Annotated in this window: 18 protein-coding genes; 8 read left to right on the forward strand and 10 right to left on the reverse strand. The window is 43.9% G+C overall.

Annotated elements, in window-relative coordinates:
* Positions 1-4: 4 nt before the first annotated feature.
* The gene (locus tag ABIC84_RS18220) at positions 5-496 is read right to left on the reverse strand and encodes a DUF1599 domain-containing protein (RefSeq protein ID WP_090534301.1); all 492 of its coding nucleotides are present in this window, start codon (positions 494-496) and stop codon (positions 5-7) included.
* A 177-nt stretch (positions 497-673) separates the two neighbouring features.
* On the opposite strand from ABIC84_RS18220, the gene folP reads away from it, so the two are divergent.
* The gene (gene folP, locus ABIC84_RS18225; protein WP_429264450.1) at positions 674-1,528 is read left to right on the forward strand and encodes a dihydropteroate synthase; all 855 of its coding nucleotides are present in this window, start codon (positions 674-676) and stop codon (positions 1,526-1,528) included.
* A 149-nt stretch (positions 1,529-1,677) separates the two neighbouring features.
* Here folP and ABIC84_RS18230 read toward each other — a convergent pair whose 3' ends face one another.
* The 4 genes from ABIC84_RS18230 to recJ all read right to left on the reverse strand — a co-directional run bounded on the left by ABIC84_RS18230 (position 1,678) and on the right by recJ (position 6,555).
* Positions 1,678-2,205, reverse strand: a complete 528-nt coding sequence (locus ABIC84_RS18230; RefSeq protein WP_429264451.1) for an REP-associated tyrosine transposase — start codon at positions 2,203-2,205, stop codon at positions 1,678-1,680.
* Between the two features lie 203 nt (positions 2,206-2,408).
* Positions 2,409-3,950 carry a GH3 auxin-responsive promoter family protein gene (locus ABIC84_RS18235; protein WP_426581734.1) on the reverse strand — a complete coding sequence of 514 codons (1,542 nt, stop codon included), beginning with the start codon at positions 3,948-3,950 and terminating at the stop codon, positions 2,409-2,411.
* 7 nt (positions 3,951-3,957) lie between these two features.
* Positions 3,958-4,698, reverse strand: a complete 741-nt coding sequence (lptB, locus tag ABIC84_RS18240; RefSeq protein WP_429264452.1) for an LPS export ABC transporter ATP-binding protein — start codon at positions 4,696-4,698, stop codon at positions 3,958-3,960.
* A gap of 153 nt (positions 4,699-4,851) precedes the next feature.
* Positions 4,852-6,555, reverse strand: coding sequence for a single-stranded-DNA-specific exonuclease RecJ (recJ, locus tag ABIC84_RS18245; protein WP_429264453.1), 1,704 nt, complete (start codon positions 6,553-6,555; stop codon positions 4,852-4,854).
* Between the two features lie 83 nt (positions 6,556-6,638).
* Here recJ and ABIC84_RS18250 point away from each other — a divergent pair, with 83 nt between their 5' ends.
* Complete coding sequence (locus ABIC84_RS18250; RefSeq protein ID WP_426581739.1) at positions 6,639-7,412, forward strand: MBL fold metallo-hydrolase; 774 nt, start codon at positions 6,639-6,641, stop codon at positions 7,410-7,412.
* On the opposite strand, the gene ABIC84_RS18255 is transcribed toward ABIC84_RS18250, so the two are convergent.
* From ABIC84_RS18255 to gcvP, 3 genes are all read right to left on the reverse strand, one after another.
* Positions 7,409-7,828 carry a response regulator gene (locus ABIC84_RS18255; RefSeq protein ID WP_426581741.1) on the reverse strand — a complete coding sequence of 140 codons (420 nt, stop codon included), beginning with the start codon at positions 7,826-7,828 and terminating at the stop codon, positions 7,409-7,411. The two genes, ABIC84_RS18250 and ABIC84_RS18255, sit on opposite strands and share 4 nt — an antisense overlap.
* A gap of 177 nt (positions 7,829-8,005) precedes the next feature.
* Complete coding sequence (locus ABIC84_RS18260; protein ID WP_429264454.1) at positions 8,006-8,380, reverse strand: antibiotic biosynthesis monooxygenase family protein; 375 nt, start codon at positions 8,378-8,380, stop codon at positions 8,006-8,008.
* 60 nt (positions 8,381-8,440) lie between these two features.
* Complete coding sequence (gene gcvP / locus ABIC84_RS18265; protein WP_429264455.1) at positions 8,441-11,332, reverse strand: aminomethyl-transferring glycine dehydrogenase; 2,892 nt, start codon at positions 11,330-11,332, stop codon at positions 8,441-8,443.
* Between the two features lie 127 nt (positions 11,333-11,459).
* On the opposite strand from gcvP, the gene ABIC84_RS18270 reads away from it, so the two are divergent.
* From ABIC84_RS18270 to ABIC84_RS18280, 3 genes are all read left to right on the forward strand, one after another.
* The gene (locus ABIC84_RS18270; protein WP_429264456.1) at positions 11,460-14,480 is read left to right on the forward strand and encodes a gliding motility-associated C-terminal domain-containing protein; all 3,021 of its coding nucleotides are present in this window, start codon (positions 11,460-11,462) and stop codon (positions 14,478-14,480) included.
* 117 nt (positions 14,481-14,597) lie between these two features.
* Positions 14,598-18,092, forward strand: a complete 3,495-nt coding sequence (locus ABIC84_RS18275) for a gliding motility-associated C-terminal domain-containing protein (RefSeq protein ID WP_429264457.1) — start codon at positions 14,598-14,600, stop codon at positions 18,090-18,092.
* Between the two features lie 167 nt (positions 18,093-18,259).
* Positions 18,260-20,614 carry a gliding motility-associated C-terminal domain-containing protein gene (locus tag ABIC84_RS18280; RefSeq protein ID WP_429264458.1) on the forward strand — a complete coding sequence of 785 codons (2,355 nt, stop codon included), beginning with the start codon at positions 18,260-18,262 and terminating at the stop codon, positions 20,612-20,614.
* On the opposite strand, the gene ABIC84_RS18285 is transcribed toward ABIC84_RS18280, so the two are convergent.
* Positions 20,597-21,328 carry a pyridoxine 5'-phosphate synthase gene (locus ABIC84_RS18285; RefSeq protein WP_176622280.1) on the reverse strand — a complete coding sequence of 244 codons (732 nt, stop codon included), beginning with the start codon at positions 21,326-21,328 and terminating at the stop codon, positions 20,597-20,599. The genes ABIC84_RS18280 and ABIC84_RS18285 overlap by 18 nt on opposite strands.
* A gap of 55 nt (positions 21,329-21,383) precedes the next feature.
* On the opposite strand from ABIC84_RS18285, the gene ABIC84_RS18290 reads away from it, so the two are divergent.
* Positions 21,384-21,920, forward strand: a complete 537-nt coding sequence (locus tag ABIC84_RS18290; protein WP_429264459.1) for a hypothetical protein — start codon at positions 21,384-21,386, stop codon at positions 21,918-21,920.
* Positions 21,901-22,902, forward strand: coding sequence for a polysaccharide deacetylase family protein (locus ABIC84_RS18295; RefSeq protein ID WP_429264460.1), 1,002 nt, complete (start codon positions 21,901-21,903; stop codon positions 22,900-22,902). The genes ABIC84_RS18290 and ABIC84_RS18295 overlap by 20 nt, the downstream gene beginning before the upstream one ends.
* A 383-nt stretch (positions 22,903-23,285) precedes the next feature.
* Here the strand turns inward: ABIC84_RS18295 and ABIC84_RS18300 are convergent, their stop codons facing one another.
* Positions 23,286-24,197 (reverse strand): serine hydrolase, encoded by a 912-nt coding sequence (locus ABIC84_RS18300; RefSeq protein WP_429264461.1) that lies wholly within the window; start codon positions 24,195-24,197, stop codon positions 23,286-23,288.
* Positions 24,198-24,283: 86 nt separating this feature from the next.
* On the opposite strand from ABIC84_RS18300, the gene ABIC84_RS18305 reads away from it, so the two are divergent.
* Positions 24,284-24,739 carry a hypothetical protein gene (locus tag ABIC84_RS18305; RefSeq protein ID WP_426581760.1) on the forward strand — a complete coding sequence of 152 codons (456 nt, stop codon included), beginning with the start codon at positions 24,284-24,286 and terminating at the stop codon, positions 24,737-24,739.
* Positions 24,740-24,782: the final 43 nt, after the last annotated feature.

The following is a 24,782-nucleotide window of genomic DNA, read 5'->3' on the forward strand; positions in this document are numbered from 1 at the left end:
AGCTTTATTTGCCCAGATGTATATTAAGCTTGATCAGCGCGAAAACGGCATAGTTCAGCATATCCTGGTAGTTGGCTTTTACACCTTCTGAAGCTTCTGTAAGGCCTTGATTATCTTCTATCTGTTTTACGCGGAGCAGTTTCATCAGTATCAGATCTGTCAATGAACTGATGCGCATATCGCGCCATGCTTCGCCGTAATCATGATTTTTGGCAAACATCAGTTCTTTGGTTTCATTCACCTTCTCGTCAAACATCTGGCTCACATGATCAGGGTTAAGCTCGGTCGACATTTCGGGGCCGCATTCCAACTGCATCATGGCTATCACACAATAGTTAACAATGCCGATGTATTCGCCGGTGATATCATCCCCCACTTTTGAAATTTTCTTCTCTTCTAAAGTGCGGATGCGCTGGGCCTTGATAAAAATCTGATCGGTAATGGATTGCGGACGGAGGATACGCCATGCGGTGCCGTAGTCGCGGGTCTTTTTCATGAAAAGGCCTTTACATATATTAATTACGCCTTCGTATTCTGCTGCTGTATTAGTCAAAAGATGCTATGTTTTGTTTGTTGTAACGTTGTAAAGCTTAAATGTTGGAAGGTTTTGAAGCCTGCGCCTGTAAAGTTAGTTAACTTTGCCGTATTATAACTTTGCAACACTTAACTAACCGTGACTAAATATACATTTTTCCGTAAAAAAGTTACACTTAATGCCGGGGGCCGATTGATTGATCTTTCATCGCCAAAAGTGATGGGCATTATCAATATTACACCCGATTCGTTTTTTGCCGACAGCCGCAAACCCGGCGTTGATGAAGCCTTAAAACAAGCAGAAAAAATGCTGACCGATGGTGCAACGTTTTTAGACATTGGCGCGTATTCATCACGCCCCGGAGCGGTTGATATTTCGGTTCAGGAAGAAACGGACAGGTTATTGCCTGTTGTTGAAGCTATTGCTGCCCAATTCCCGGAAGCTATTATATCGACGGATACTTTCCGCGCCGGTGTTGCCGAAGCGGCTATAAGGGGCGGCGCACATATTATCAATGATATATCAGGCGGCATGCTTGATGGTGACATGTTTGCTATTGTTGCCCGCCTGCAGGTGCCATATATTTTGATGCATATGAAAGGCACCCCGCAAACCATGAACCAACTGGCAGAGTATGATGATGTATTTGGTGAGGTGTTTGATTATTTTATCTCGAAATACAGCGAATTAAAACGCCTTGGCGTACATGACGTGATCCTCGACCCGGGCTTCGGCTTTGCCAAAAAAGCTGAGCATAGCTATGAATTGATGAGCCGGATGAATGAATTTAATATGTTGGGTTTACCGGTGCTTACTGGCATCTCCCGTAAAAGGATGATCTACGGTTTATTGGGGAATACGGCGGAAGAGGCGTTGAATGGTACTACAGCTTTAAATACTATTGCATTGACGAAAGGTACCAATATTTTGAGGGTACATGATGTGAAAGAGGCCGTGGAGGCGGTGAAGATTTGGGAGGCTTACCAGATTTGAGCTTCGGCGGCCGGCAGGCCGTAAAATAGTCGACACTCGGCTGGGGCCGAGCGTCAGCGAGGGTGAATAAAAAACAAAAATATGCCGGCGCTCGGCTCCAGCCGAGTGCCAAACTATCAAGCGGCCTCCCGGCCGCCGTAGCCTAAAGGTTACTCATCAACTTTAAAAACTGAATCCGGATTAGCACTACTATACACATACGCTGTTGGGTCATTTACAATCATCCCTTCAACAGGGTTATTGTGAATATAATCTACCTTTTGATCAAATACTTTTGCGGTTATTAATTCGGTAGGATGAGTGGTCTTTTGCCAAAATTGATACTCGCTGTTTTGCTGAGTGCTGTTTGCAAAATACCGGAACATATAAAGCAGCCATTCTTTTCTGCTTTCTGTTTGACTATCAATTATCATCGCTATAATCCGCTTAGCGGTATAACTTTTCAAGTCTCTGATAATTTGAGGCAGCTTTGCTTCCTCAGATTCAACAATCAGATGAATATGGCTACTCATTATACAATAAGCATACACCTTTAAACCCTTGTTTTTTCTGCAAAATTCCAGGTTATTTAAAAAATCTTCGCAATATTCAGACCGGGTGAAAACATCTATCCAGCCAACTACCGTGAGGGTTACAAAAAACGGGCGATCTGTATTGGCTTTTCTAAATTCCGACATTCTTTGGCTTAGGCTTCGATTTTGCTTCGGCGGCGAGAGGCCGCTTGATAATCGACACTCGGCTGGAGCCGAGCGTCAGCGTGTTTGTTTATTTATTTATTTTATTTCTATTTTCCCGCCACCGCTCGGCTCAAGCCGAGTGGTAAATATCCCCAGGCCTCCGGCCTGCTACTCACTATAACAACTTTATATTTTCTTGCTTCTTAATTCTTAAAGTCCTGGTTCTGAAAAGCCCCTTCCATCATTTTCAAAATAGCATCGACATATTCCCGGTCATTAGCTAACCGCGGCACCTTATGCTGACCGCCTAATTTTCCCTTTTCCCTCATCCAGTTAAAGAAAGTACCATCAGGTGCGCGACGAACTATCGGGCGGCGAAGGGCAAGGTCTTTAAAACGTTTGGCGTCATAGTCGGAGTTGATGCGGCGCAGGGTTTCATCCAACAGGTCAACAAAACGCTCAAACTCGGCCGGTTTCTTTTCAAATTCAATAATCCACTCATGGGCACCGCATTCATTGCCGTTAAAATACACGGGAGCTGCGGTGTATTCCCTGATAATGGCGCCGGTCTGCGAGCAGGCCTCGTCCAATGCACGTTCGGCATTGTCAATGATCACCTCCTCGCCAAAGGCATTGATAAAATGTTTGGTACGACCCGTGATCTGGATCCTGAATGGCGAAAGCGATGAAAACTTAATGGTATCCCCTATCATGTAGCGCCACAGGCCTGCATTGGTTGATATAATGAGCGCATAGTTTTTGTTCAGTTCCACCTCATCAAGAGTAAGCGTTTCAGGGTTTTCATCGTGAAGGTTTTCGATCGGTAAAAACTCGTAAAAAACACCGTAATCAAGCATCAGCAGCATATCGCCGGGCTCCTTGGTATCTTGTATGCCAAAGAAGCCTTCGGAAGCGTTATAATTTTCGAGGTAATACATATCCTCGTGAGGGATCAGCTTTTTAAACTGCTCGCGGTAAGGTGTAAAATTCACCGCGCCATGGAAATACATTTCCAGATTGGGCCAAATTTCAAGCAGGTTATTTTTGCCGGTGATCTCCAGGATACGTTTAAACAGCACCAGGTTCCAGGTGGGTACGCCGCTGATACTGGTAACATTAACATCCTTGGTAGCATGGGCTATCTTCTCAATTTTTTCCTCAAAGTTTTCGAGCAGGGCGATGTCTAAATGCGGTGTACGGTGAAACTCGGCCCACATGGGCAGGTTTTTCATGATCACCGCCGAAAGATCTCCAAAGGAAGTATCCGGACTTAACTGACTGATCTGGTGACTGCCCCCAAGCGTCAGGATCTTCCCCGTAAACATACGGGCGTTAGGCTGATTATTGAAATAAATGGTAAGGAGGTCCTTACCACCTTTAAAGTGGCATTCTTCCAACGCTTCTTCGCTTACCGGGATAAATTTGCTCCTGTCACTGGTAGTGCCTGATGATTTGGCAAACCAGCGGATCTCTGAAGGCCACAGCACATTTTTTTCGCCTTTAAGCATCCGCTCAATGTAAGGCTTTAATGTATCGTAATTTTGTATGGGGACGCGCTCCTTAAACTGGCCCAGATTTTCGATACTTTTATAATGGTGTTTTTTGCCCCACTCCGTGTTTTCAGCAACCGATACAAGTTGCTCAAACCATTCTTCCTGCACTTCATTAGGGTACTTCATAAAAAGCTCTATCTGGTGGATACGCTTTTTCATGAACCAGGTAAATACGGAGTTAAAGAGGGTCATAGGGTTATTATTGAGGAAAAACCTTTCTTTTAAGTACAAAGTTTGCCCCAAGATACACTTTCCTCACCATTTCATTCTCAGCCAATACCTCGGGCACGCCTGATTCTAATATTTTACCTTCAAAAAGCAGGTATGCGCGGTCGGTAATCGACAGCGTTTCCTGCACGTTGTGGTCGGTTATTAATATACCGATGTTGCGGGTACGCAGTTTGGCCACCATCGCCTGGATCTCCTCTACCGCGATCGGGTCAACCCCGGCAAAAGGCTCATCCAACAGGATAAAGTTTGGCTCGGCAGCAAGCGCGCGGGCTATTTCTGTACGGCGGCGCTCACCACCCGATAGCAGGTCGCCCCGGTTTTTACGCACTTTGTGCAAGCTAAACTCATCGATCAGTTCTTCCAGCTTATCTTTTTGCTTTTCTTTAGACATATCGCCCATTTCCAGCACGGCTTTGATGTTATCCTCAACCGAAAGTTTGCGGAATACCGATGCTTCCTGCGCCAGGTAGCCTATGCCCTTTTGGGCACGGCGGTACATGGGGTCCTGGGTTATGTCTTCATTATCCAGGTGAATAGTACCTTCATTAGGTTTTATCAAACCTACTATCATATAAAATGAGGTAGTTTTACCTGCACCATTAGGCCCAAGTAAACCAACAATTTCGCCCTGTGCCACATCAAAAGACACGTCGTTAACAACGGTACGCTGCTTGTATTTCTTAACTAAATTATCTGCTCTTAGTATCATTTTTTCTGAACCATGATTATGGGATTCATGGATTACCCTGATAATATCTTCATGCCGTCATTGCGAGGTACGAAGCAATCCCCGATTAGCAGAGCCGCCCTGTATAGTTTGGGATTGCTTCGTACCTCGCAATGACGCTTTTTTTAATAACCTCTAATCACTAAACCTTATCCCCTTTACATTCAACTGTATCGTTCTTCTTTCGCGCCAAACATTTTCTTCTATCGAATAGCACATTTCGAACGGAACACCCGGCCTCAATTGTTCCAGGTACTGGCCGTGGTTAAAGGCTATGCAATCAAATGCTGCCGATCCTTCCTGCATTACGCTCATTTTAATGTGGGAGCCGCCAACCAAACCGGCGTTACCACTAACATACACATTTTTACTTATGAAAACCGGCGCCATATTTTCGGGCCCGAAAGGAGCAAATTGGCTCAGGATCCTGAAAAATTTTGGTTCTATCTGGCTTAAACGTAATTCGGCGTCAATTTGTATTTGCTGTATCAATTGTTCGGGTTTTATGGTAGAGCTTACCACCTCTTCAAACCTTTCAATAAAAGCTTCAAGGTTTTCGGGGGCCATGGTAAGGCCGGCCGCATACTTATGCCCTCCAAACTGGATCAGCAGGTCTTTGCAGCCACAAAGCGCTTCATACAAATCATATCCTAAAACAGAACGAGCCGACCCGGCTACATGCCCGTTTGAACGGGTAAGCACAATGGTTGGTCGGTAATATTTTTCGGTTAGTCGCGAAGCCACAATACCGATAACACCTTTGTGCCAGTCTTCATTAAAAACCACCGTCGATTTACGGGCAATCAACACCTCATCACTTTCTATCATGCCAAGCGCTTCGTCGGTAATGTTAAGATCGTGCCCTTTTCGCTCGGTGTTACGCACATTGATCATGGCGCTTTTTTCTTTGGCAACGTCTTTATCGGTAGCTATCAGTAATTCAACCGCATGTTTGGCGTCGTCTATCCTGCCGGCTGCATTAATGCGCGGACCCAGCGAAAATACTACATCTGATATAGTATATGTCCCTGTCTTGCCTGCTATCTCCATTAAAGCTTTAACGCCTATACACGGATCGGTATTTATTTTTTGCAGGCCGAAGTGTGCCAGCACCCGGTTTTCGCCAGTGATGTGCACAATATCGCATGAAATACTGATCACCACTAGGTCGAGATAGCAGTTTACTTCTTCAACCGGGATATCATTCTTTTCGGCATAGGCCTGGATCAGCTTGAAGCCAATGCCGCAGCCGGATAATTCTTTATATGGATATTCACAATCTTCGCGTTTAGGGTCAAGCACCGCCACCGCATTCGGGATAGATGTGCCCGGTAAGTGGTGATCACAGATAATAAAATCAATGCCTTTTTCATTGGCATAGTCAATTTTATCAACTGATTTAATGCCGCAGTCGAGCGCTATGATTAACGTAATACCATGCTCGGCAGCGTAGTCAATACCCTGGGTAGAGATCCCATAACCTTCTTTGTAGCGGTCGGGGATATAATATTCAATATTGGCATACAGCTTTTTGAAAAAACTGTAGGTTAGCGCAACAGCTGTGGTGCCATCCACATCATAATCACCGTAGATCATGATCTTTTCGCCTGCTGCCATGGCCTGTTCTATACGGAGGATGGCCTTTTCCATATCCTTCATCAGGAATGGGTCATGCAGGTGCCGGTGATCGGGCCTGAAAAAATAGCGGGCATCTTCAAAGGTGGTGATACCACGCTGCACAAGCATAGCGCTTAATACGGTATCGATATTGAGTTCGGCGGCTAATTTTATTACATCATCATGGTTTGTATTATCCTTTAGCGCCCAACGTTTATTCATATCTTTGCAGCTTGAAACAGTAAATATACTTATGCTCTGTTAAAGAGCCAAAGTTACATTCAAAATCTGATACTACGTTTACTATGGAATTTTTTGCTTTAGGTGAGGGCTCATATTCGGTTGATGCAACCAAGAAATTTATCCCATTCAACCCGGAAACTGACAACCCCAAAGATCGCCCGGCTTCGTTGTTCATTCACGTTAACCCTTTCCTCATCAAAACAAAAACCGATTTGATTGTATTGGACACCGGCCTTGGCTTTAAAGATACCCGCGACGAGCTCATGCTGCACCAAAACATCCGTAATGCGGGTTTCGATCCGGATGATATAACCCTGGTAATGATGTCTCACCTGCATTATGACCACTCAGGCGGTTTGGTAGTTGAACGGAATGGTAAATTAGTACCCAGCTTTCCGCAGGCCGAGCACGTGATCAATAAACAGGAATGGGAGTTTGGGATCAGCGGGAAAGGCTCATCATACCATGTTGAAATATTTGAAGCGTTACAGGCCGGAGGAGCTAAGATAACTTTCGTTGAAGGCAGCGGCGAGTTTAAACCGGGCATCAGGTATGAACATTCGGGTGGTCATTGCCCTGCGCATCAGGTATTTTGGTTTGATATAGAAGGCGAGAAAGTATTTTTTGGTGGCGATGAGCTTCCCGAACCAGAGCAGCTGCTGAGGAAATTCATTGCTAAGTACGATATGGATGGCCGCAAGGCTATGATGCTGCGGGAAGAATATGGTAAAAAAGCTGCCGCCGAAGGATGGAAATGCCTGTTTTACCATGCTAAATCATTCACTATCGGAACCGTTGAAACAGAAGGAGACCACTTTAAGGTTAAACCGGTTTAATTTTCGGCAGTTACCTCAAAAAGCTCTTTTATTTTTTCAACGTTGAGCGGCTTGGAGATAAAATCTTTCACCAACGGATATGAACGCGCTTTGTTAATATCGTTGCTGAAAACAGATGATGAAATAATATAGATCTTGCTTTTGCCCAGGGGATCAAGGTTGAGGCGCTTATACTCATCCAAAAATTCCCAGCCATTCATAATGGGCATATTAATATCAAGCAAAATATAATCGGGTAGTTTATTAGGGTCTTTACGCTGAATATCAGAAAGTTGCTCAATCGCATATTTTCCATTCAGGCAGGCCATAATTTCTGTATTAAGTAAAGCTTTCTTTATCAGTTTTATGGAGATAAAGTTATTTATCTCATCGTCATCAACCAGTAATACACTTATGGCTTTATTGTTAATATTCATATCTATAATTTAAGCGCGTTGTTTTATACGAGACCGCGATTCAAAAAGTTATATTCCTTATAGTTGTAAATTATAAAAAACAATACATTTAAACGGCTCCGCACCGTGAATATTTTATTTGATCTGGCCAATTAATAAAGTTCAAAAAAAATATGGGACAGGAATTAGCCATTGAATTTAAAAGGCGTAGTCATGCTCCACCCGGCAAATGCGTACTTTATAATTCAGGTACCATTTATCGCGCCCCTGCTGCTGGGCAAACAGGTGCCGGGCATTAGCTTTCCAATTCTTAATAGCTTCTACCGACTGCCAATAAGACACCGTTATTCCAACATTGTTACGCGCGGATTCAACGCCCAGAAAACCTTCCTGCCGCCGGGCCAGTTCAACCATTTCAACAGCCATATCGCCATAGCCTTCCTCTACACCGGTACGTAGGGATGTGAATATTACCGCATAATAAGGGGGCTGTGGTGTTTGGGCGATAAGCCCCTCTAAATCTCCCCTGAAGGGAGAGACTTTTGAATTACCTTCGTGATTAGCTGAACTCATAATATATATTTGTGTGAAAAATAAAAACCCTCCTTGTTTAGGGGAGGGTTGATTTAAAATCTATTCAATCACGCTTTCTTCAAACTCATACTCTTCTAACGGAGGACATGAGCAGATCAGCGTTCTGTCGCCATAAGTGTCATTAACTCTCCCTACCGAAGGCCAGAATTTATTGGCAGCAACATAAGGCAGCGGGAATGCCGCTTTTTGACGGGTATAAGGATGCTCCCACTCGTTGCCGGTAATTACAGCTACGGTATGAGGTGCATTTTTCAAAGGGTTATTTACCTTGTCAGACAGGCCATCAACCACATCGGCAATTTCATGGCGGATAGAGATCATGGCATCGCAAAAACGGTCGAGCTCATGCTTAGGCTCTGATTCAGTCGGCTCAACCATTACCGTACCCGCAACCGGGAATGATACGGTTGGTGCATGGAAACCATAATCCATTAAACGTTTAGCAATATCCGTAACCTCGATACCTGCCGATTTAAATGAGCGGCAATCCAATATCATTTCATGCGCGCAACGGCCATTAGCACCAGCATATAGTACAGGGTAATGCTCCTGTAACCTGGCTTTAATGTAGTTGGCATTCAGGATAGCATAACGGGTAGCGTTAGTCAAGCCTTCGGCACCCATCATGGCAATGTAAGCATGTGATATGATGAGGATAGATGCAGAACCCCATGGTGCTGCAGATACAGCATGAATTGATTTACCCCTGTCGATATCAACCACAGCATGGCCTGGCAGATAAGGCACCAAATGTTTTGCAACACCGATCGGGCCCATGCCGGGGCCACCGCCACCGTGAGGGATACAGAATGTTTTATGCAGGTTGAGGTGACAAACGTCGGCACCGATATTGGCCGGACTGGTTAAACCTACCTGGGCATTCATGTTAGCACCGTCCATATAAACCTGGCCGCCGTTTTCATGAATGATCTCACAAATTTCGATAATGCTTTCTTCAAACACACCATGCGTTGATGGATAAGTAACCATCAGGCATGAAAGCTCGTTTTTGTATTGCTCAGCTTTGGCGCGCATGTCGGCAACATCAATGTTTCCGTTATCATCGCACTTAACCACCACTATCTTCATGCCGGCCATAGCTGCCGATGCAGGGTTGGTACCGTGTGCCGATGAAGGGATCAGAGCAATATTACGGTGGCTGTCGCCCCTGTCATTGTGATAAGCGCGGATTACCATTAAACCCGCGTACTCGCCTTGCGCACCGGCGTTTGGCTGCAGGCTCATGGCTGCGAAACCGGTGATTTCGCTTAGCCAATTGTTGATCTCATCAAACAACTGCATATAACCGCCAACCTGGTCGGTTGGGGCAAATGGATGAATTTTACTAAACTCGGCCCAGGTAACAGGTACCATTTCGGTAGTAGCGTTCAGTTTCATGGTGCAAGAGCCTAAAGCTATCATAGAGTGGCAAAGCGAAAGATCTTTCGCTTCCAGTGATTTGATATAACGCAGCATTTCATGTTCAGACCGGTGGATATTGAACAGGCTGTGCGTTAAATATGCAGAGGTGCGCTGAAGTTCTGTAGGAATAACCGTTTCAAGGCTTGCATTAACGCCATCAAAATCAACATCGTTAAATGTTTTACCTTTAACTTTGGCAAAGAACCTTACTATCGTTTTGATATCCTCAACCGAAGTGGTTTCATCAATTGCTATAGTTACTATTGAACCTTCGTAGTTAAGGTTCATTTCGTTATTTAATGCTTCCGAATGGATAGGACCAACAAGGTTGCCCACATCAAACTTAACAGTATCAAAGTAAGCTTCGTTCAATTGCTCATAGCCAAGCTGCCCTAAGGTTTTAGCTGTTAATACGGCTAAACCGTGGATCCTTTCGGCAATCGCTTTGATACCATCCGGACCATGATATACGGCGTACATTCCAGCCATAATAGCTAATAGTGCCTGTGCTGTGCAGATATTTGATGTAGCTTTATCGCGACGAATATGCTGCTCGCGGGTTTGCAGGGCCATGCGCAGGGCATAATTATTGGCGCTGTCGATAGTAACACCGATGATGCGGCCCGGGATAGAACGTTTATACTCTTCTTTAGTAGCGAAGAAAGCGGCATGAGGGCCGCCAAAACCCATCGGTACACCAAAACGTTGTGATGAACCAACTACGATATCGGCGCCCCATTCGCCCGGAGGGGTTAATAGTGCAAGGCTCATGATATCGGCAACAACGGTAAGCTTAATACCTTTTTCATGTCCTTTTGCAGCAAAATCGGCGTAGTTATAAACCGCGCCATTACCTGCAGGATATTGTACAATAGCGCCAAACATATCGTCGGTTAAGTCAACGGTACGGTGGTCGCCTATTCTCAGCTCAATGCCATAAGGCTCTGAACGGGTTTTTAAGATATCAATAGTTTGCGGGAACACTTCTTCGGAAACGAAGAAAACGTTGGCACTGTTGTTTTTACGCAGGCTGTATTGCATAAACATAGCCTCGGCAGCGGCAGTACCTTCATCAAGCAACGAAGCATTGGCAATTTCCATACCGGTAAGGTCAATAACCATGGTTTGGAAATTTAGCAAAGCCTGCAGGCGGCCTTGTGCAATTTCGGCCTGGTACGGGGTATACTGCGTGTACCATCCGGGGTTTTCAAGAATATTGCGCTGAATAACGCCCGGTACAATTACATCATAGTAGCCTTTGCCGATGAATGACTTGAAAACTTTGTTTTTTGAAGCCGTTTGCTTTAAGGTGTTCAGGTAATCGAACTCGCTTTTTGCCGCGGGCAGGTTAAGCGGTTTGGCAAGCCTGATCTTTTGCGGTATGGTTTGCCCTATTAATTCATCAAGCGTACTTACACCGATGGTTTTTAACATTTTGGCCGTGTCGGCCGCGCTTGGAGCAATGTGCCTCGACTGAAACTGCTCCTGATAGGTTGTATTCAACTTCATGAATTAATCGTCCCTCTTAAATTTACCGCAAAGGTACGATTTTGCAACATGAGTAACAATTAGCTAATATGATATTGACAATGCATTTACAGGAAAAAAATGTAATTTGGCTCTTGAATACCTAAACATGACGGGCAGGCGAGTTTTACTCTTTATCACTATTTTTCTTTTCATCAGCTTTAAAAGCTTTTCGGCTGTTTTTACGGTAACCAGCAATGCCGATTCGGGGCCGGGTACCTTGCGCGAAGCATTAACCTTAGCCGCGGCCAATGGCAGTGCGGAAAAAGATTACATTTATTTTAATTTACCGGATTTGAGCGAGGCGGGAAGGACGATAACGCTGCTTACCGAGTTACCCAATATTTCGTCAAATATAGTTATCGACGGAACGACCCAACCGGGCGTTAAATTTGGTGTAAGCAGCACTAAAGTTATTATTCAATCGGGAGCAACAACAAACCTCTCGGTTTTGATAATTGATAATTCCGATAATGCTTTAATGCCCAACATTGAGATATATGGTTTATATATCCGCAATTTTATAAAAAAGCCTATCCTGGCGAATTTCGAGTTTGGAGCCGTTGGGATCAAAATTCTACAACACTGTCAAAATCTCATAATTGGAGCATCAGGCAAGGGGAACATTATCTGCGGTACTCACTATGCAATTGCCAACATTCGTACAGACCTTACTTCGAATAGTTTTGTCACCGGGCTAACTGTCCAAAATAATATTATCGGGCTTTTAGAGGACGGCATAAGCCCTAATTCAAATTTTGGCGGCATAAACGTTATAGCAAGAAGTGGTGATATCTTAATTGGAGGGCCATTGCCATCACAAGGCAACGTTATTGCTGCCAATGGATTCGATGTAAACATAGGCCAATATCCAGACCCAAACAATCCGTTTCCAACCGGAAACACTGCTGTTATTCAGAGCAATATGATAGGAACAGGGATTGACGGTCTTGAAAATTACGCAGACCATTTCATTGGTCAGAATCCTACTGCTGGCGTTAACTACCCATTTTATGGTGTAGTTTCAGAGTTACGCCAGGGCTTTACCATAGTAAAAAACAATGTTATATCAGGACATACAGGCACGGGGCTCCTGCTCCGCGTAAGTACATTCGATATTAAAGGCAATAAAATAGGTACCGATATCACCGGCACAAAAAACTTTGGTAACAGGCGTAACATTGAACTAAATGCAAGTGGTATTGTTGGCGGCGATAATGACGAAGATAAAAACTATATAGCCTACGGTGAAGTTGGGGGACTATGGATGGAAGAAGACGGTGCAAATACTGTAGTAAGAAAAAACAGTTTTTACTGCAATAAAACATTTGGGATTAAACAGCATGATACCGAATATGCCCCAGCTCCTATCATAACGAGCCTTACAGCTTCGTCAGTTAGCGGAACGTCAAAACCCGGAGCTGTTATCGAATTGTTTCATACGGCTGAGTGTACACTTTGTGAAGGTAAAGAATACATTGCAAGTGTTGTTACCGACCCCGATGGAAAGTGGTTATATCACGGCGCAATTAATAAACAGGTGATTGCTACCGCCACATTCAACAACGTGGCTACTTCTGAATTTTCGGCACCTTACTTAAATGTGGAAATAGATGAATCCCTTGAAGAAAGAAAGCCGGCCAGTTGCAACAATGCGACTGATGGCTTTATCAAACACATCAAGATTAAACCCATTGGGCTTGATAATGGCCCTTATACCTTTACATGGAGAGACGCGTCAGGAACAAAAGTAGGCTCGTCACTTGACCTTGACGGAGTACCTGAAGGAGAATATACATTACAAATAAACGGCCGGGGTTGCGGTTTGGCCTATTTAGGCCCACTTACACTTGGCTCTAATCAAATCACCCTAAACATATCGGAGTTAACCAGGCAAGCAGCAAGCTGCAATCAAAATAACGGCGCTATTAAAGGCATTACGGCACCGGGGGCAACTAAATATACATGGATAAACACGCTTGATAACAGTATAGCCGGTACAAGCCTTGATTTAACCGACGTTCCCACCGGTAAATATCAACTAACCGCAAGCAATGATTTTGGGTGTAGCGTATCCAGTTTACCTTATCAGGTTGACGTTAATCCGCCAACTGTATATCCGGCTTATTCTGCCAACATTAACAACAGTTGCACAGGTGAAAACAACGGCTCAATTACCGTAATACCTACAGATAACCTTGTTAAAACAGCACGCTGGATTGACGCCGAAGGGCAGCCTGCAGGTACGGGGTTAAATGTCCCAAACCTTAAACCCGGCACTTATAAAGTTTACTTTACCGATGCAAACGGCTGTGAAACGCTTTATCCGCATGATTTTACCGTTAACGAAATTGATCCCCTGCAAATAGTGGCAAACTCAGAAACCCGTACCGACGATCAATGCGGATTAAATACGGGAAGTATAAAAAACATTCAGGTTAAAGGCGGCACACAGCCCTACACCTATTTATGGCTTAATGTAGCCGGTGAGCATTTGTTTACATCGCAAGATCTTACAGACGTCGGTGCCGGGGATTACACGCTGCAGGTTCAGGACGCCAGCGGTTGCGGCGTTATGGCAAGTCGCATTTATACTGTTTTAAATGAAAACAGCAGCATAGATGCGCCGATAATTGCCCCCTTGCAATTATGCGCTCCGGGCGAAGCTTTGCTATCCGTCAGTTCTCCATCTGCCGGGAATACCTATCGTCTTTATGATTCGCAAACAAGCACTCAGTACCAGGATGAACAAACCAATGGCATCTTCAAAATCAAAGTAAACCCCAATAGCACTTATTATATAAGCCGGGTTAGCGGCCAGTGCGAAAGCGAACGAACCCAGGCGCAAATAACCATCAGCTTATCTGCTATTGATATCCCAAACGCGTTCACACCTAATGGCGACGGTAAAAATGACTACTGGAAAATAAACAATGCTCAAAACTATCCGCAGGCAATAGTCCAGATATTTACCAGGTACGGGCAAAAAGTATTTGAATCAAAAGGTTATAGCGTACCATTTGACGGAACTTATAATGGCACCAGGCTTCCTTCGGGAGTGTACTATTATATTTTAAATCTCGGTAAAAGCTGCAATTTGCTCTCAGGCAGTTTGTCAATCATCAGGTAACTATACAGCATTTCACTATTTTGATGTTGTTTATTGTATAATAACCACCTGATCAATATAATATTCACAGTGTACTTACAGCAAAAAAGTGTATTTTGCAGCTGATTACCTAAATCAATGTTTATTAATAAATTATCACTTTTAGTACTACTAATATCGATCTTGTTTTGCAATGTAGCCTCAGGCGCTACATTTATAGTAACCAGCAATGCCGATACCGGTCCAGGAACGCTGCGCGAGGCTTTAACCAACGCCGCGGCTAATGGCACTGCGACGCCTGATATCATCCAGTTTAAATTACCGGGAACACTCGTATCTGATAGAACCATCAGGCTAAGAAGCCAGTTGCCTGCCATTACATCTAACGTTGTTATTGATGGCACAAGTCAAGCTGGCATAGCTTTTGGCGTATCTGATGCACGGGTTATTATTGAGCCTGAAACAACGCCTGTAAATTTCAGCGGTCTTTTTATTAACGGCGATCCAAACTCGGGAGGGGCGGTAGCAAAAAGCATTGAGATCTACGGCCTGTATATCCGCAACTTTGCCAAGATCACCAATTTCTCCAATCCCGATTTTAACCAGGGTTCGGGTATTTATATTTTAGGTGATGCCTCAAATATCATAATAGGCGCGCCGGGCAAAGGCAACGTTATATGCGGAAACCTTAATGGTATTGTTAATTATTCAAACTACTATAACGTTAACGGCCTTGCCGATGCAAGCATTCAAAGCAATATAATCGGTTTACTTGACGACGGCTATACAGCCGCCAGCAATTTTGACGGATTGAACCTTTTCATCAGCAAAACTGTTAACATAGGTGGTGCAAATGCCAATATGGGCAACATCATATCGGCCAACGCTGTAAACATCGGTATCGGCAACACGTCCAATTTTACTGTGGTGCCAGGGACTATCAATATTCAAAATAACAAAATAGGCACTGATTATACCGGCAAAAAGGATTTTAAAAACATCCCGATATTTCAGCAGAACGCGTTTATGAAGGCTTATGGCATCAGTATCAATGCTACTAATACTACGGCTAATATCAGCGCCAATATTATTTCGGGGCAGCGTTTTGCAGGGATCGCTATTGAGCAGGCTACATTTAATATTACAGGTAATAAGATAGGTACTGATATAACCGGCACGGCCGATCTGGGAAACGGCGAAGGCATCAGGGTTGGCGAAAGTTCGTCGGGCACCATTGGAGGGCCGAATGCAGCAAATAAAAACTACATTGGTTATAATCAGTATGGCATTGAATCCCTTAACAGCAGGCATACACTCATAACCCGGAACAGCATTTTTTGTAATAAAGATTATGGCATAAGCGTCATGAGTAATTATTACACCGTTCCTTTTGTGCAGGTGCTCAATTTTGGCAGTACAGCGGTATCGGGAGTAGCTACACCAAACTCGGCTATCGAACTTTTCTTCTCAGACGATTGCGGAACTATATGTCAGGGCAAAACCTACATTACCACCGTTCAGTCGGATGCGAGCGGCAAATGGACATATTCAGGCAGTATCGCCAAAGCAGTAATAGCCACTGCTACCGATGGCAGTAACAACACTTCTCCGTTTTCATCATTGGTAATACGTGATGATGATATAGTTGTTAAACATTATACCTGTACCCCCGGCAGCATCACTATAAAGCAAGACAGAAGCGGGTTATTATTTCACTGGGATAAAAAGGAGCAGAACGGCAGCCTTACAGCAATAAAAGATGGTCAGAATGTTTCGGGCCTTTTACCCGGCACCTATCAGCTCACGGTTCAATACCCGGGTGGCTGCCAGAAGGTAACACAACTTTTTGAAATAAAAGATCTTCGGATCAAGATCCAAAACGTAATTGTTCCGGTTCCGGAATGCCGCCAAAAACTGTTCCCTTTTAACGTAAACTTTACCGGTGGTGCAGGCAATCTCACTTTTACATGGAAGGACAAGAACGGCAACGTAGTGGCCAATACCCAGGCCCCCTACCTACCCGAAGGCTCTTTTACTGTAACCATTCAGGACGAGGCCGGCTGTTCGGCAACATCAACCCTTACGCCACCTATAAAAGCCAAACCGGGCCCCGATTATGACTTATCTACAATGGCTGTGACCCCTGCCCGTTGCGGTATAGCCGACGGCAGCATAAAAAACATTACACCCATCCCCTCAGGGATAGGTACACTTACCTACAAATGGCTGGATGCCGCGGGCAAAACCGTTAGGACTTCAAAAGATCTGGTAGGAGTTAAAGGCGGTACCTATACCCTCGTACTCACAGATCAAAGCGAGTGCAGTCCTTATTCTACCCCGCCGATAACCATTACAGAAACATACTCGGTAATCTTTTATGGCGGGGCTGTAACCCCCGCGAAATGTGGGGAAAATAACGGGGCAATAACGGGGGTTTATGTTCAAAATGCAGACAAATATCAGTGGTATGATCCAAATGGCAATCCCATCACTACTAACCAGACTAACCTTGATATTTTTGATCTCGCCGATGGTACATACCGGCTAAATGCGTTAAATACTCATACGCAATGCAGCAACGACGCCTATTTTACGGTTAACCGTTTGGCACCCGAGGTATTTACCATTAAAAACCTTATTAACACACCTACTACCTGCGGGCTCAACAATGGCAGTTTGCATATTGATTTTGAGGGGACTATAAAGCCAAGTTCTTATCAATGGGTTGATGCAGCCGGTACAACGGTAAGTTACGGTACCGATGTTCCAAACGCCGCCCCCGGTTCATATACGCTTCATGTAACCGATAAAAACGGATGTGCTTCTGTATTGGGCACCTGGGTAATACAGGCAACCCCATTGTTACAATTTTCGGCAAATAATGCCCCGGTAGCCAAAACAGATGAGTGCGACCAGCTATTGGGCAGCATTACAGGCATCGATGTTTCCGGCGGTGTACCTCCGTATAAATTTATCTGGACCGACGCCACCGGCAATACCGTGGGGAACGATAAAGATTTAATAAATGTGGGCAAAGGCACTTATTCATTGACAGTTACTGATAACACTACCTGTGCAATTCCGTTACCATTCAGCAAGGAGGTTGGCAACCAAAAATTTATCCCAGACGCACCGGTATTAAACGACCAACGGATCTGCCTGCCCGGAAAAGTGGGCCTGTCTGTTTTAAACAAAACTACAGGCATGTATAATTTATATGCCGATGCTACATCAACAACGCCGCTTCAAACCAGTAATACCGGCAATTTTGAAGTATTAATAACCGAAACCAGTGAATATTATATCTCATACAGCATAGGGTCATGTGAAAGCCCGCGCACCAAAACACATATTGAAGTTGTATTGGTCGACGTAAAATTCTCCAATACTATAACCCCCAACGGCGATGGTATAAATGATTACTGGAAGATAGAAGGCCTTGAAAAATTCCCCGGCACCTTAGTTCAGATCTTTAACCGTTACGGAAAAAGGGTATTCGAATCAAAAGAATACGCCACGCCATTTTCCGGGCAGTTTAATGGCTGGCTGCTGCCTTCGGGGGTGTATTATTATATCATTAACCTCAATACTCCTTGTAAGCTGCTATCGGGCAACCTTACCTTGATCAGGTAAATTTGACAACATCATGAATAACCTGCCGCTCCCCTTTGCGGCGGGTATATTACATACAATATATCAACAAAAATCGTAACTTACTGGCAGGCAATATCAACCAATACTAACACCAGTTTATTGCCCAAATCAATTTATAAACTAACATTCCAGATTGTGTTGCCGCCATGAAACACAAGTTGTTTCTGTTCACGCTATTTTTATTGCTGACCTGTTTAAATGCAGAGGCCACGGTATTTACCGTTACGAGTAATGCCGATACAGGAACAGGCACACTGCGTGAGGCCCTTACTAATGCAGCCGCTAACGGCACAATTCAGCAGGATATTATTAATTTTAACCTGCCGGGCAGCGTGACCATCACTCTTTTTACGCAGCTCCCCGAGGTTACCTCTAATTTAATTATCGACGGCAGCACGCAGCCGACACCCAAACTCGGTAGAAGTGACGCCAAGGTTTATATCATACCCGATGTTAGCTATACTTTTCCGGGTACTAAAGCAGCAGCCCTGTTGATGACCGAAGTTACCAATGTGGACATATATGGCTTATGCATAAAAGGTTACAGCAGCAAACTCACAAACTTTAACGGCAACCTGCTTTTCACCGCTATATCGGCTTACGATTGTACCAATATTACCATAGGCGCACCGGATAAAGGAAATGTTTTTTGCGATAACATCTACGGTGTTTATTGCGGCACCAACTCACTAACCGACTCAAAGAATAATGATAATATCAACATCCAATCAAATTTTATTGGTTATGATGAATCGGGAACAAACGTTGTTGAATTAGGGTATGCACTTGATATAACCGCCGATAACTCATTAGTGGGTGGCCCTACCTCCAAAGAAAGAAACTATTTTGCTACCGCGATAGCCCTAAATGGAACCGATAATAAATTTATCAACAACTCGCTTTCACTTGATGTGAACGGCCAGGATAACCGCGGAAGCGCTTCAATTCTTTTACACTTCCAGGGAAGCGACGTGCAGGTAACCGACAATGATTTCTGTGTTACAACGTTTCAGTTTGTATCAGTAAATGGCTTTTACTTTCTGCGTAATAAACAAAGCAGTATACCTGGAAATTCGGGCATGTCGTTATTTAAATGCAACAATGCCTTTATAGGCGATGATAATGATAACGACATTAATATTTTCAGTAATGATGGCGGCGCATTCTATGCGGTCGAATCAACCAATATTACTATCGCCAAAAACAGTATTTCCTGCAATACAAACCCATACCTGATATCAAGTGGCACAGCCATTCCCAACATTAATATAGTTGTAAACAGTGCCGCCGAATTTTCAGGAACGGCATCGCCCGGAGCCGCAATTTATATTTATAATGATAATACTGATTGCCAGGTTTGCAATCCGGTACAATACCTCACTACCATTATTGCAGATGCAACAGGTAACTGGAAGTTTACCGGCGATTTTCATAATAAAAAACTGGTGGCCAACGCTACACTTAATAACAGTTCGTCCGAATATACCCAACCGGTCATTTCGACATCGGCGGCCGATTATGTGAAGGTTAATCCAACTTGTTTTAAAAACAACGGATCAATCACCCTGCAAAATTTAAAGAATGTTATTGGTATCGACTGGTATAATGATCAAAACCAGTTAGTGCAATCCGGCGGCCCTAAACTTAAAAATGTGGGTGTTGGCACTTATTATGCTAAATGTTACAACGGCAATTGTTTTGCCCAATCTATCCCTATAACCTTAACCAGTTCAAATCCCGGCATTGATGATTCAGGGCTTCAAAAAGTGAATGCTTCCTGCGATGCGGCCAATGGCAGCATCAGTAATTTAAAGCTTATCAATACAAACGGTGGTACACCACCATTAAGGTGGACAAATGAAGCCGGAGATGTAATACGCAACACACTGGATATCGACGGGCTTCCCGGCGGAACATATACGCTAACCATAGATCCGGACGGCTGCGCTGTGCCCTATCACATTACCCTGCTTAACCAGGAGCTTGTTATCGATCCGCCCATAATAAGCAGCTTTCAATTGTGCGGTCCGGGCGAAACAATAATACCAGTAAAAAACCCGGTAGCAACGTCAACCTACAGGCTTTATGATAGTGAAACCAGTACTACTCCGCTTGATGAGGAACCCAATGGCAAATTTAAAGTGAACGTTATCGCCAACCGAAGCTATTATATAAGCCGTTTTAGCAACGCTTGTGAAAGCACCCGCACAAAGGTTGATGTAAGCGTGGGCCTTTCAAACCTTAATATCGCCAATACCATTACGCCCAATAACGACGGTATCAATGATTACTGGCAAATAGCCGGCATGGAGAACTATCCGGCGGCAACCGTAAAAATATTTAACCGGTATGGCAAAAATATTTTTAACTCCATAGGATACGCCCGCCCGTTTAACGGCACCTATAATGGCAAACCATTACCTACGGGCAGCTATTATTATATCATTAACCTAAGCTCGGGCTGTGGCTTATTATCGGGCAGCTTAAGCATTATCCGTTAACGATAATTGCCTCAGGTACATTTGGATAGTGTTTTCCAGGCCATAGTACAAGGCATCACTTACCAGGGCATGACCAATGCTTACTTCAAGCAGTCCCGGTATATTTTCTGCAAAATATTTCAGGTTATGTAAATCCAGATCGTGACCGGCATTAAGGCCTAATCCCGCCTGTTGCGCAACTTTTGCGGCCTCGATATAAGGAGCAATAGCAAGTTCTTTCCCCTGCGGAAAATGAGTAGCATAGCCTTCGGTATAAAGTTCTACACGGTCGGTACCGGTTTTGGCGGCGCCCTCAACCATTGCAGGTATTGGATCAACAAAAATAGATACCCGGATGCCGGCTTCTTTAAATACCGCTATCATATCTTTTAAATAATGATAGTTGGTGATGGTATCCCAGCCATGATTAGAGGTGATCTGCCCTAATACATCAGGTACCAGGGTAACCTGCTCGGGCTTATTGGCGAGCACCAGGTCGATAAATTTTTGTTCCTGGCAATTACCTTCAATATTAAACTCGGTAGTAACAATTTTCTTAAGCTCAAACACATCGTTATAACGGATGTGGCGCTCATCGGGCCGGGGGTGCACCGTTATTCCCTGCGCGCCAAAACGTTCACAGTCTTTAGCAACCTGGATCAGGTCGGGATTATTGCCGCCCCGCGAATTACGAAGGGTGGCTATTTTGTTGATGTTGACGGATAGACGGGTCATACTTCAAAGTTATAGATCATTTAGGTAAATTGACGGATATATTTAACTTTAAACCATGAAGCCTAAACAAATCATTATCGAACTGGGCGTACTGATAATACTGTATTTATTTATTGCATTTGGTATACGCTTTTTGCTGGGTATTTTTTGGGGAAATTCAAGTTTCGACATAGCGCTACATGACACCTATTTCACACTTCCATTCAACTGGATAGATTTTACTTTATTTCCGTTTCTATTGCTTACAGCTATCGTTTATTTGATCCGGTCATTAACCAATCGTTTTAAAAAGCAACACATAAATATTATCCTGATAATAAGCAATTTGTCTTTAATAATTTCAACTTTTAATATTTACAAAACAGTTCTGTTTTTTGAACAGCATACAGCTCATACCGGGGATGGATGGACAGTTTATCCTCCCCTTTCTGCGCTTGACCGACAACAACCGGGGCCACTGCCTTCAGAACGCCTGCATTTCGATCATTATGTACTGACTTTTATTATCATTTTTATGCTGATATTAGTTGTCAGTACCTTTGTTGCCGGCAAAAACTGGGATGCAAAACCTCATGAACAAAACATTCAGTAATTTAATATTCGCGCTATTTTGCACTTCTACCATTTTTATTGAGCAAACATCAGCACAAACCGTTTACCGCAAAATCGGGAACTACAAGGTTTACTATGGCTGGGCGCACAACTATCCGCAGGACTGGATGATCCTTCGCCGCTTTGATAATGAAGGGCGCAATTATCTGTTGATGGTGAACCCGCAAACTCTGGAAACCAAAATAAACGAAAGCAGCTTTTATCAGATCAAACCCATGACGATGGAGCAGGCGCGTGAGTTTTTTAAAAGTACACCTTATCAAAAGGCGCTCAGTAAAGCCGAAAAACAATCTGTCAACATTCAGGACGCAGGCATCGAAAGCGGCATCCCCAAACAAACCGGCATCAGCCTTACTGCCGACCTTTGCCCATCGCACCGCCCGCTGGATAAACGCATTTTCACTGATATTTTCACTGAATTTAAAAAGGTAGAGCGCCCTGTACCAATAGCGCTTTCCATAACCGGCATCTGGATGCGCCAGCACCCGCAGGACCTGGCCTGGCTAAAACAAATGCAGGCTAACCGTGAGATCTACATTACCTGGATGAATCATTCCTTCAATCACCGGGTTAGCCCGAAAGCTCCGCTTAAAGAAAACTTTTTACTTGAACCAGGAACAGATATTAGTTATGAAGTACTGGAAACGGAACAAGCCTTGCTGCGTAATGGCCTGTTGCCGTCGGTGTTTTTCAGGTTTCCCGGCCTGGTATCTGATCAGCAGTTAGTATACCAAATCACTAACTTCGGCTTGATCCCGGTTGGCACCGATGCATGGCTCGCGAAAGGCCAACAGCCTCAAAATGGCAGCATTGTATTGATACATGGAAACGGCAATGAACCTGTGGGCGTTAACGATTTCATTAAACTACTGCAGTCAAAAACACGATCAATTGCCGGTAAGCAATGGTTACTGTATGATTTACGCGAAAGTGTGGATGAAGAGTTTAGTGAAGCGCCGTGAGGGAAGCTGGCAATGCACAGTGGCAGTTACCAGGTGCAAATACGCAGACTTACGAAGTTTAGTTTTTTGAGTATGATACCCTAAAATAAAAGCCCCATAGCACTCGCTGCATGGGGCTTTAAACCTAAACCTTATCACAAATCCGGGTTTGGATACCCGTAATTGAATTGTAAATATAAACATGATTTTTAATAATTTTATGGGGTTTGTTACAATTTAATTCTTTTGCACCATATAACATCCATTTATATAAATCTCATATTTTTTTCACCTTAATTTAACAGTATATTCACAATAGAGGCCTGCATCTATCTATCCGGATACGGAAAGCATATGTTTCCCAAGATTCACGCTACGGGAAGCAGCAATGACCTTTTAATTATCTACTCATTCAGCATAAACTTGTCAATCCCGTATGCCGGTTGCCACTTATCTCCAGGTTCAAAATAATGCCAAAGCAGCGCGGATACTTTTTTGATCAGCAATCCGGCTTCATTGTCGGGTGTCCAACTGGTATCTTTGTTATGATTAGTAATGATCGAAAACACATAATCTCCATGCGGGGCATTCACCAGCACGGTTTCTGACCTTGATTCATCAACCGCTCCCTGTTTGGAAATGGTATGTATATAAGGCGGAATTTGCGACAACGCGTGCTCATCCCAGTAAATGCGGCCCATGTTACGGTACATCCGCTCGCTGGCTGCCGGACTTACCGCCTTACCTTCGCGGATCATGGTGAACAGGCGGCACATTTCGCGCGGGGTACTTACTCCCCAACCATAGATACTGCGGATAGCTTCCCTGCCCGGCACACGTGAATTTACCCGCATTACCTTAAAGCCATTTTGATTAAGCCAGTTGTTAATATAATCGCCGCCCACCAGCTTTTGCAGCCACAAGCTTGCGGTATTATCGCTCATGGTGATCATGAGCATAGCCACCTTGCTCAGCTGCACTGTGTCTTTATCTTTGAACGAGCCCAGCAAATCCTCACCGGCATAAAGCAATGAATCGCGGTAAATTAATTTTTGATTATACTTTAGCTCACCTTTTTCTATCTTATCCATCACCCCGCATTGAATGCTCACTTTAATCATACTGGCTGTAGGGAACAGCGTATCTGCATTGATCTCCGCCGTTTTGCCGTTTTTCAAATTATGTACATAGATGCCAACCTGGCCCTGAAAATCTTTGACAGCTTCATTCAATTTAGCGGTGAGTTTACTGTCGGTTTGTGCAAATGCCGGTGCAGCTAACAATGTTAACAACAGTAAGGTAAGTTTATGTTTCATGTGATGGCGATCTAAAAAAATGAAAATACAAATTTTAATATAACAGACAATCACTCCTTTATATTTGCTAAAACATCCGTTAGCCCATGAACCAGTTTGTTGATATTACCAACCGCAAAGTGCTGTACCGCTTAATGCTTAATCTTCAGCCCGAAGCAGCGCCACTTTGGGGCAAAATGAAACCGCAGCAAATGATCGAACACCTTATTGACCAGGTTCAGTATACTAACGGTGTAAAAATACCAGCCTGGGATGGCCCGGATGATAATACAGCGGCACGTAAACACTCCGCCGTTTATACCGATGCCGAAATACCCCGTAATATCTTTTTGGAAGAATTGGCTGATACCTTAATCTACCCTAATTTGGAAACTGCTATTAATCAGCTAATGAAAGAACTTGACACTTTCGACAGGTATTTCAATACCCCCGATGTTAAAGTGATCCACGGTGCCTTCGGCCCTATGGATTATTATGAGTGGATCATATGGCACGGAAAGCATTTTACGCATCATTTGAAGCAGTTTGGGGTGATAGACTGATAGTAAATCGGCATCAAATATTAACTTTGTTGTTCTTCAGAAA

This window comes from Mucilaginibacter sp. 3215 (assembly GCF_050433785.1).
Classification (GTDB): domain Bacteria; phylum Bacteroidota; class Bacteroidia; order Sphingobacteriales; family Sphingobacteriaceae; genus Mucilaginibacter.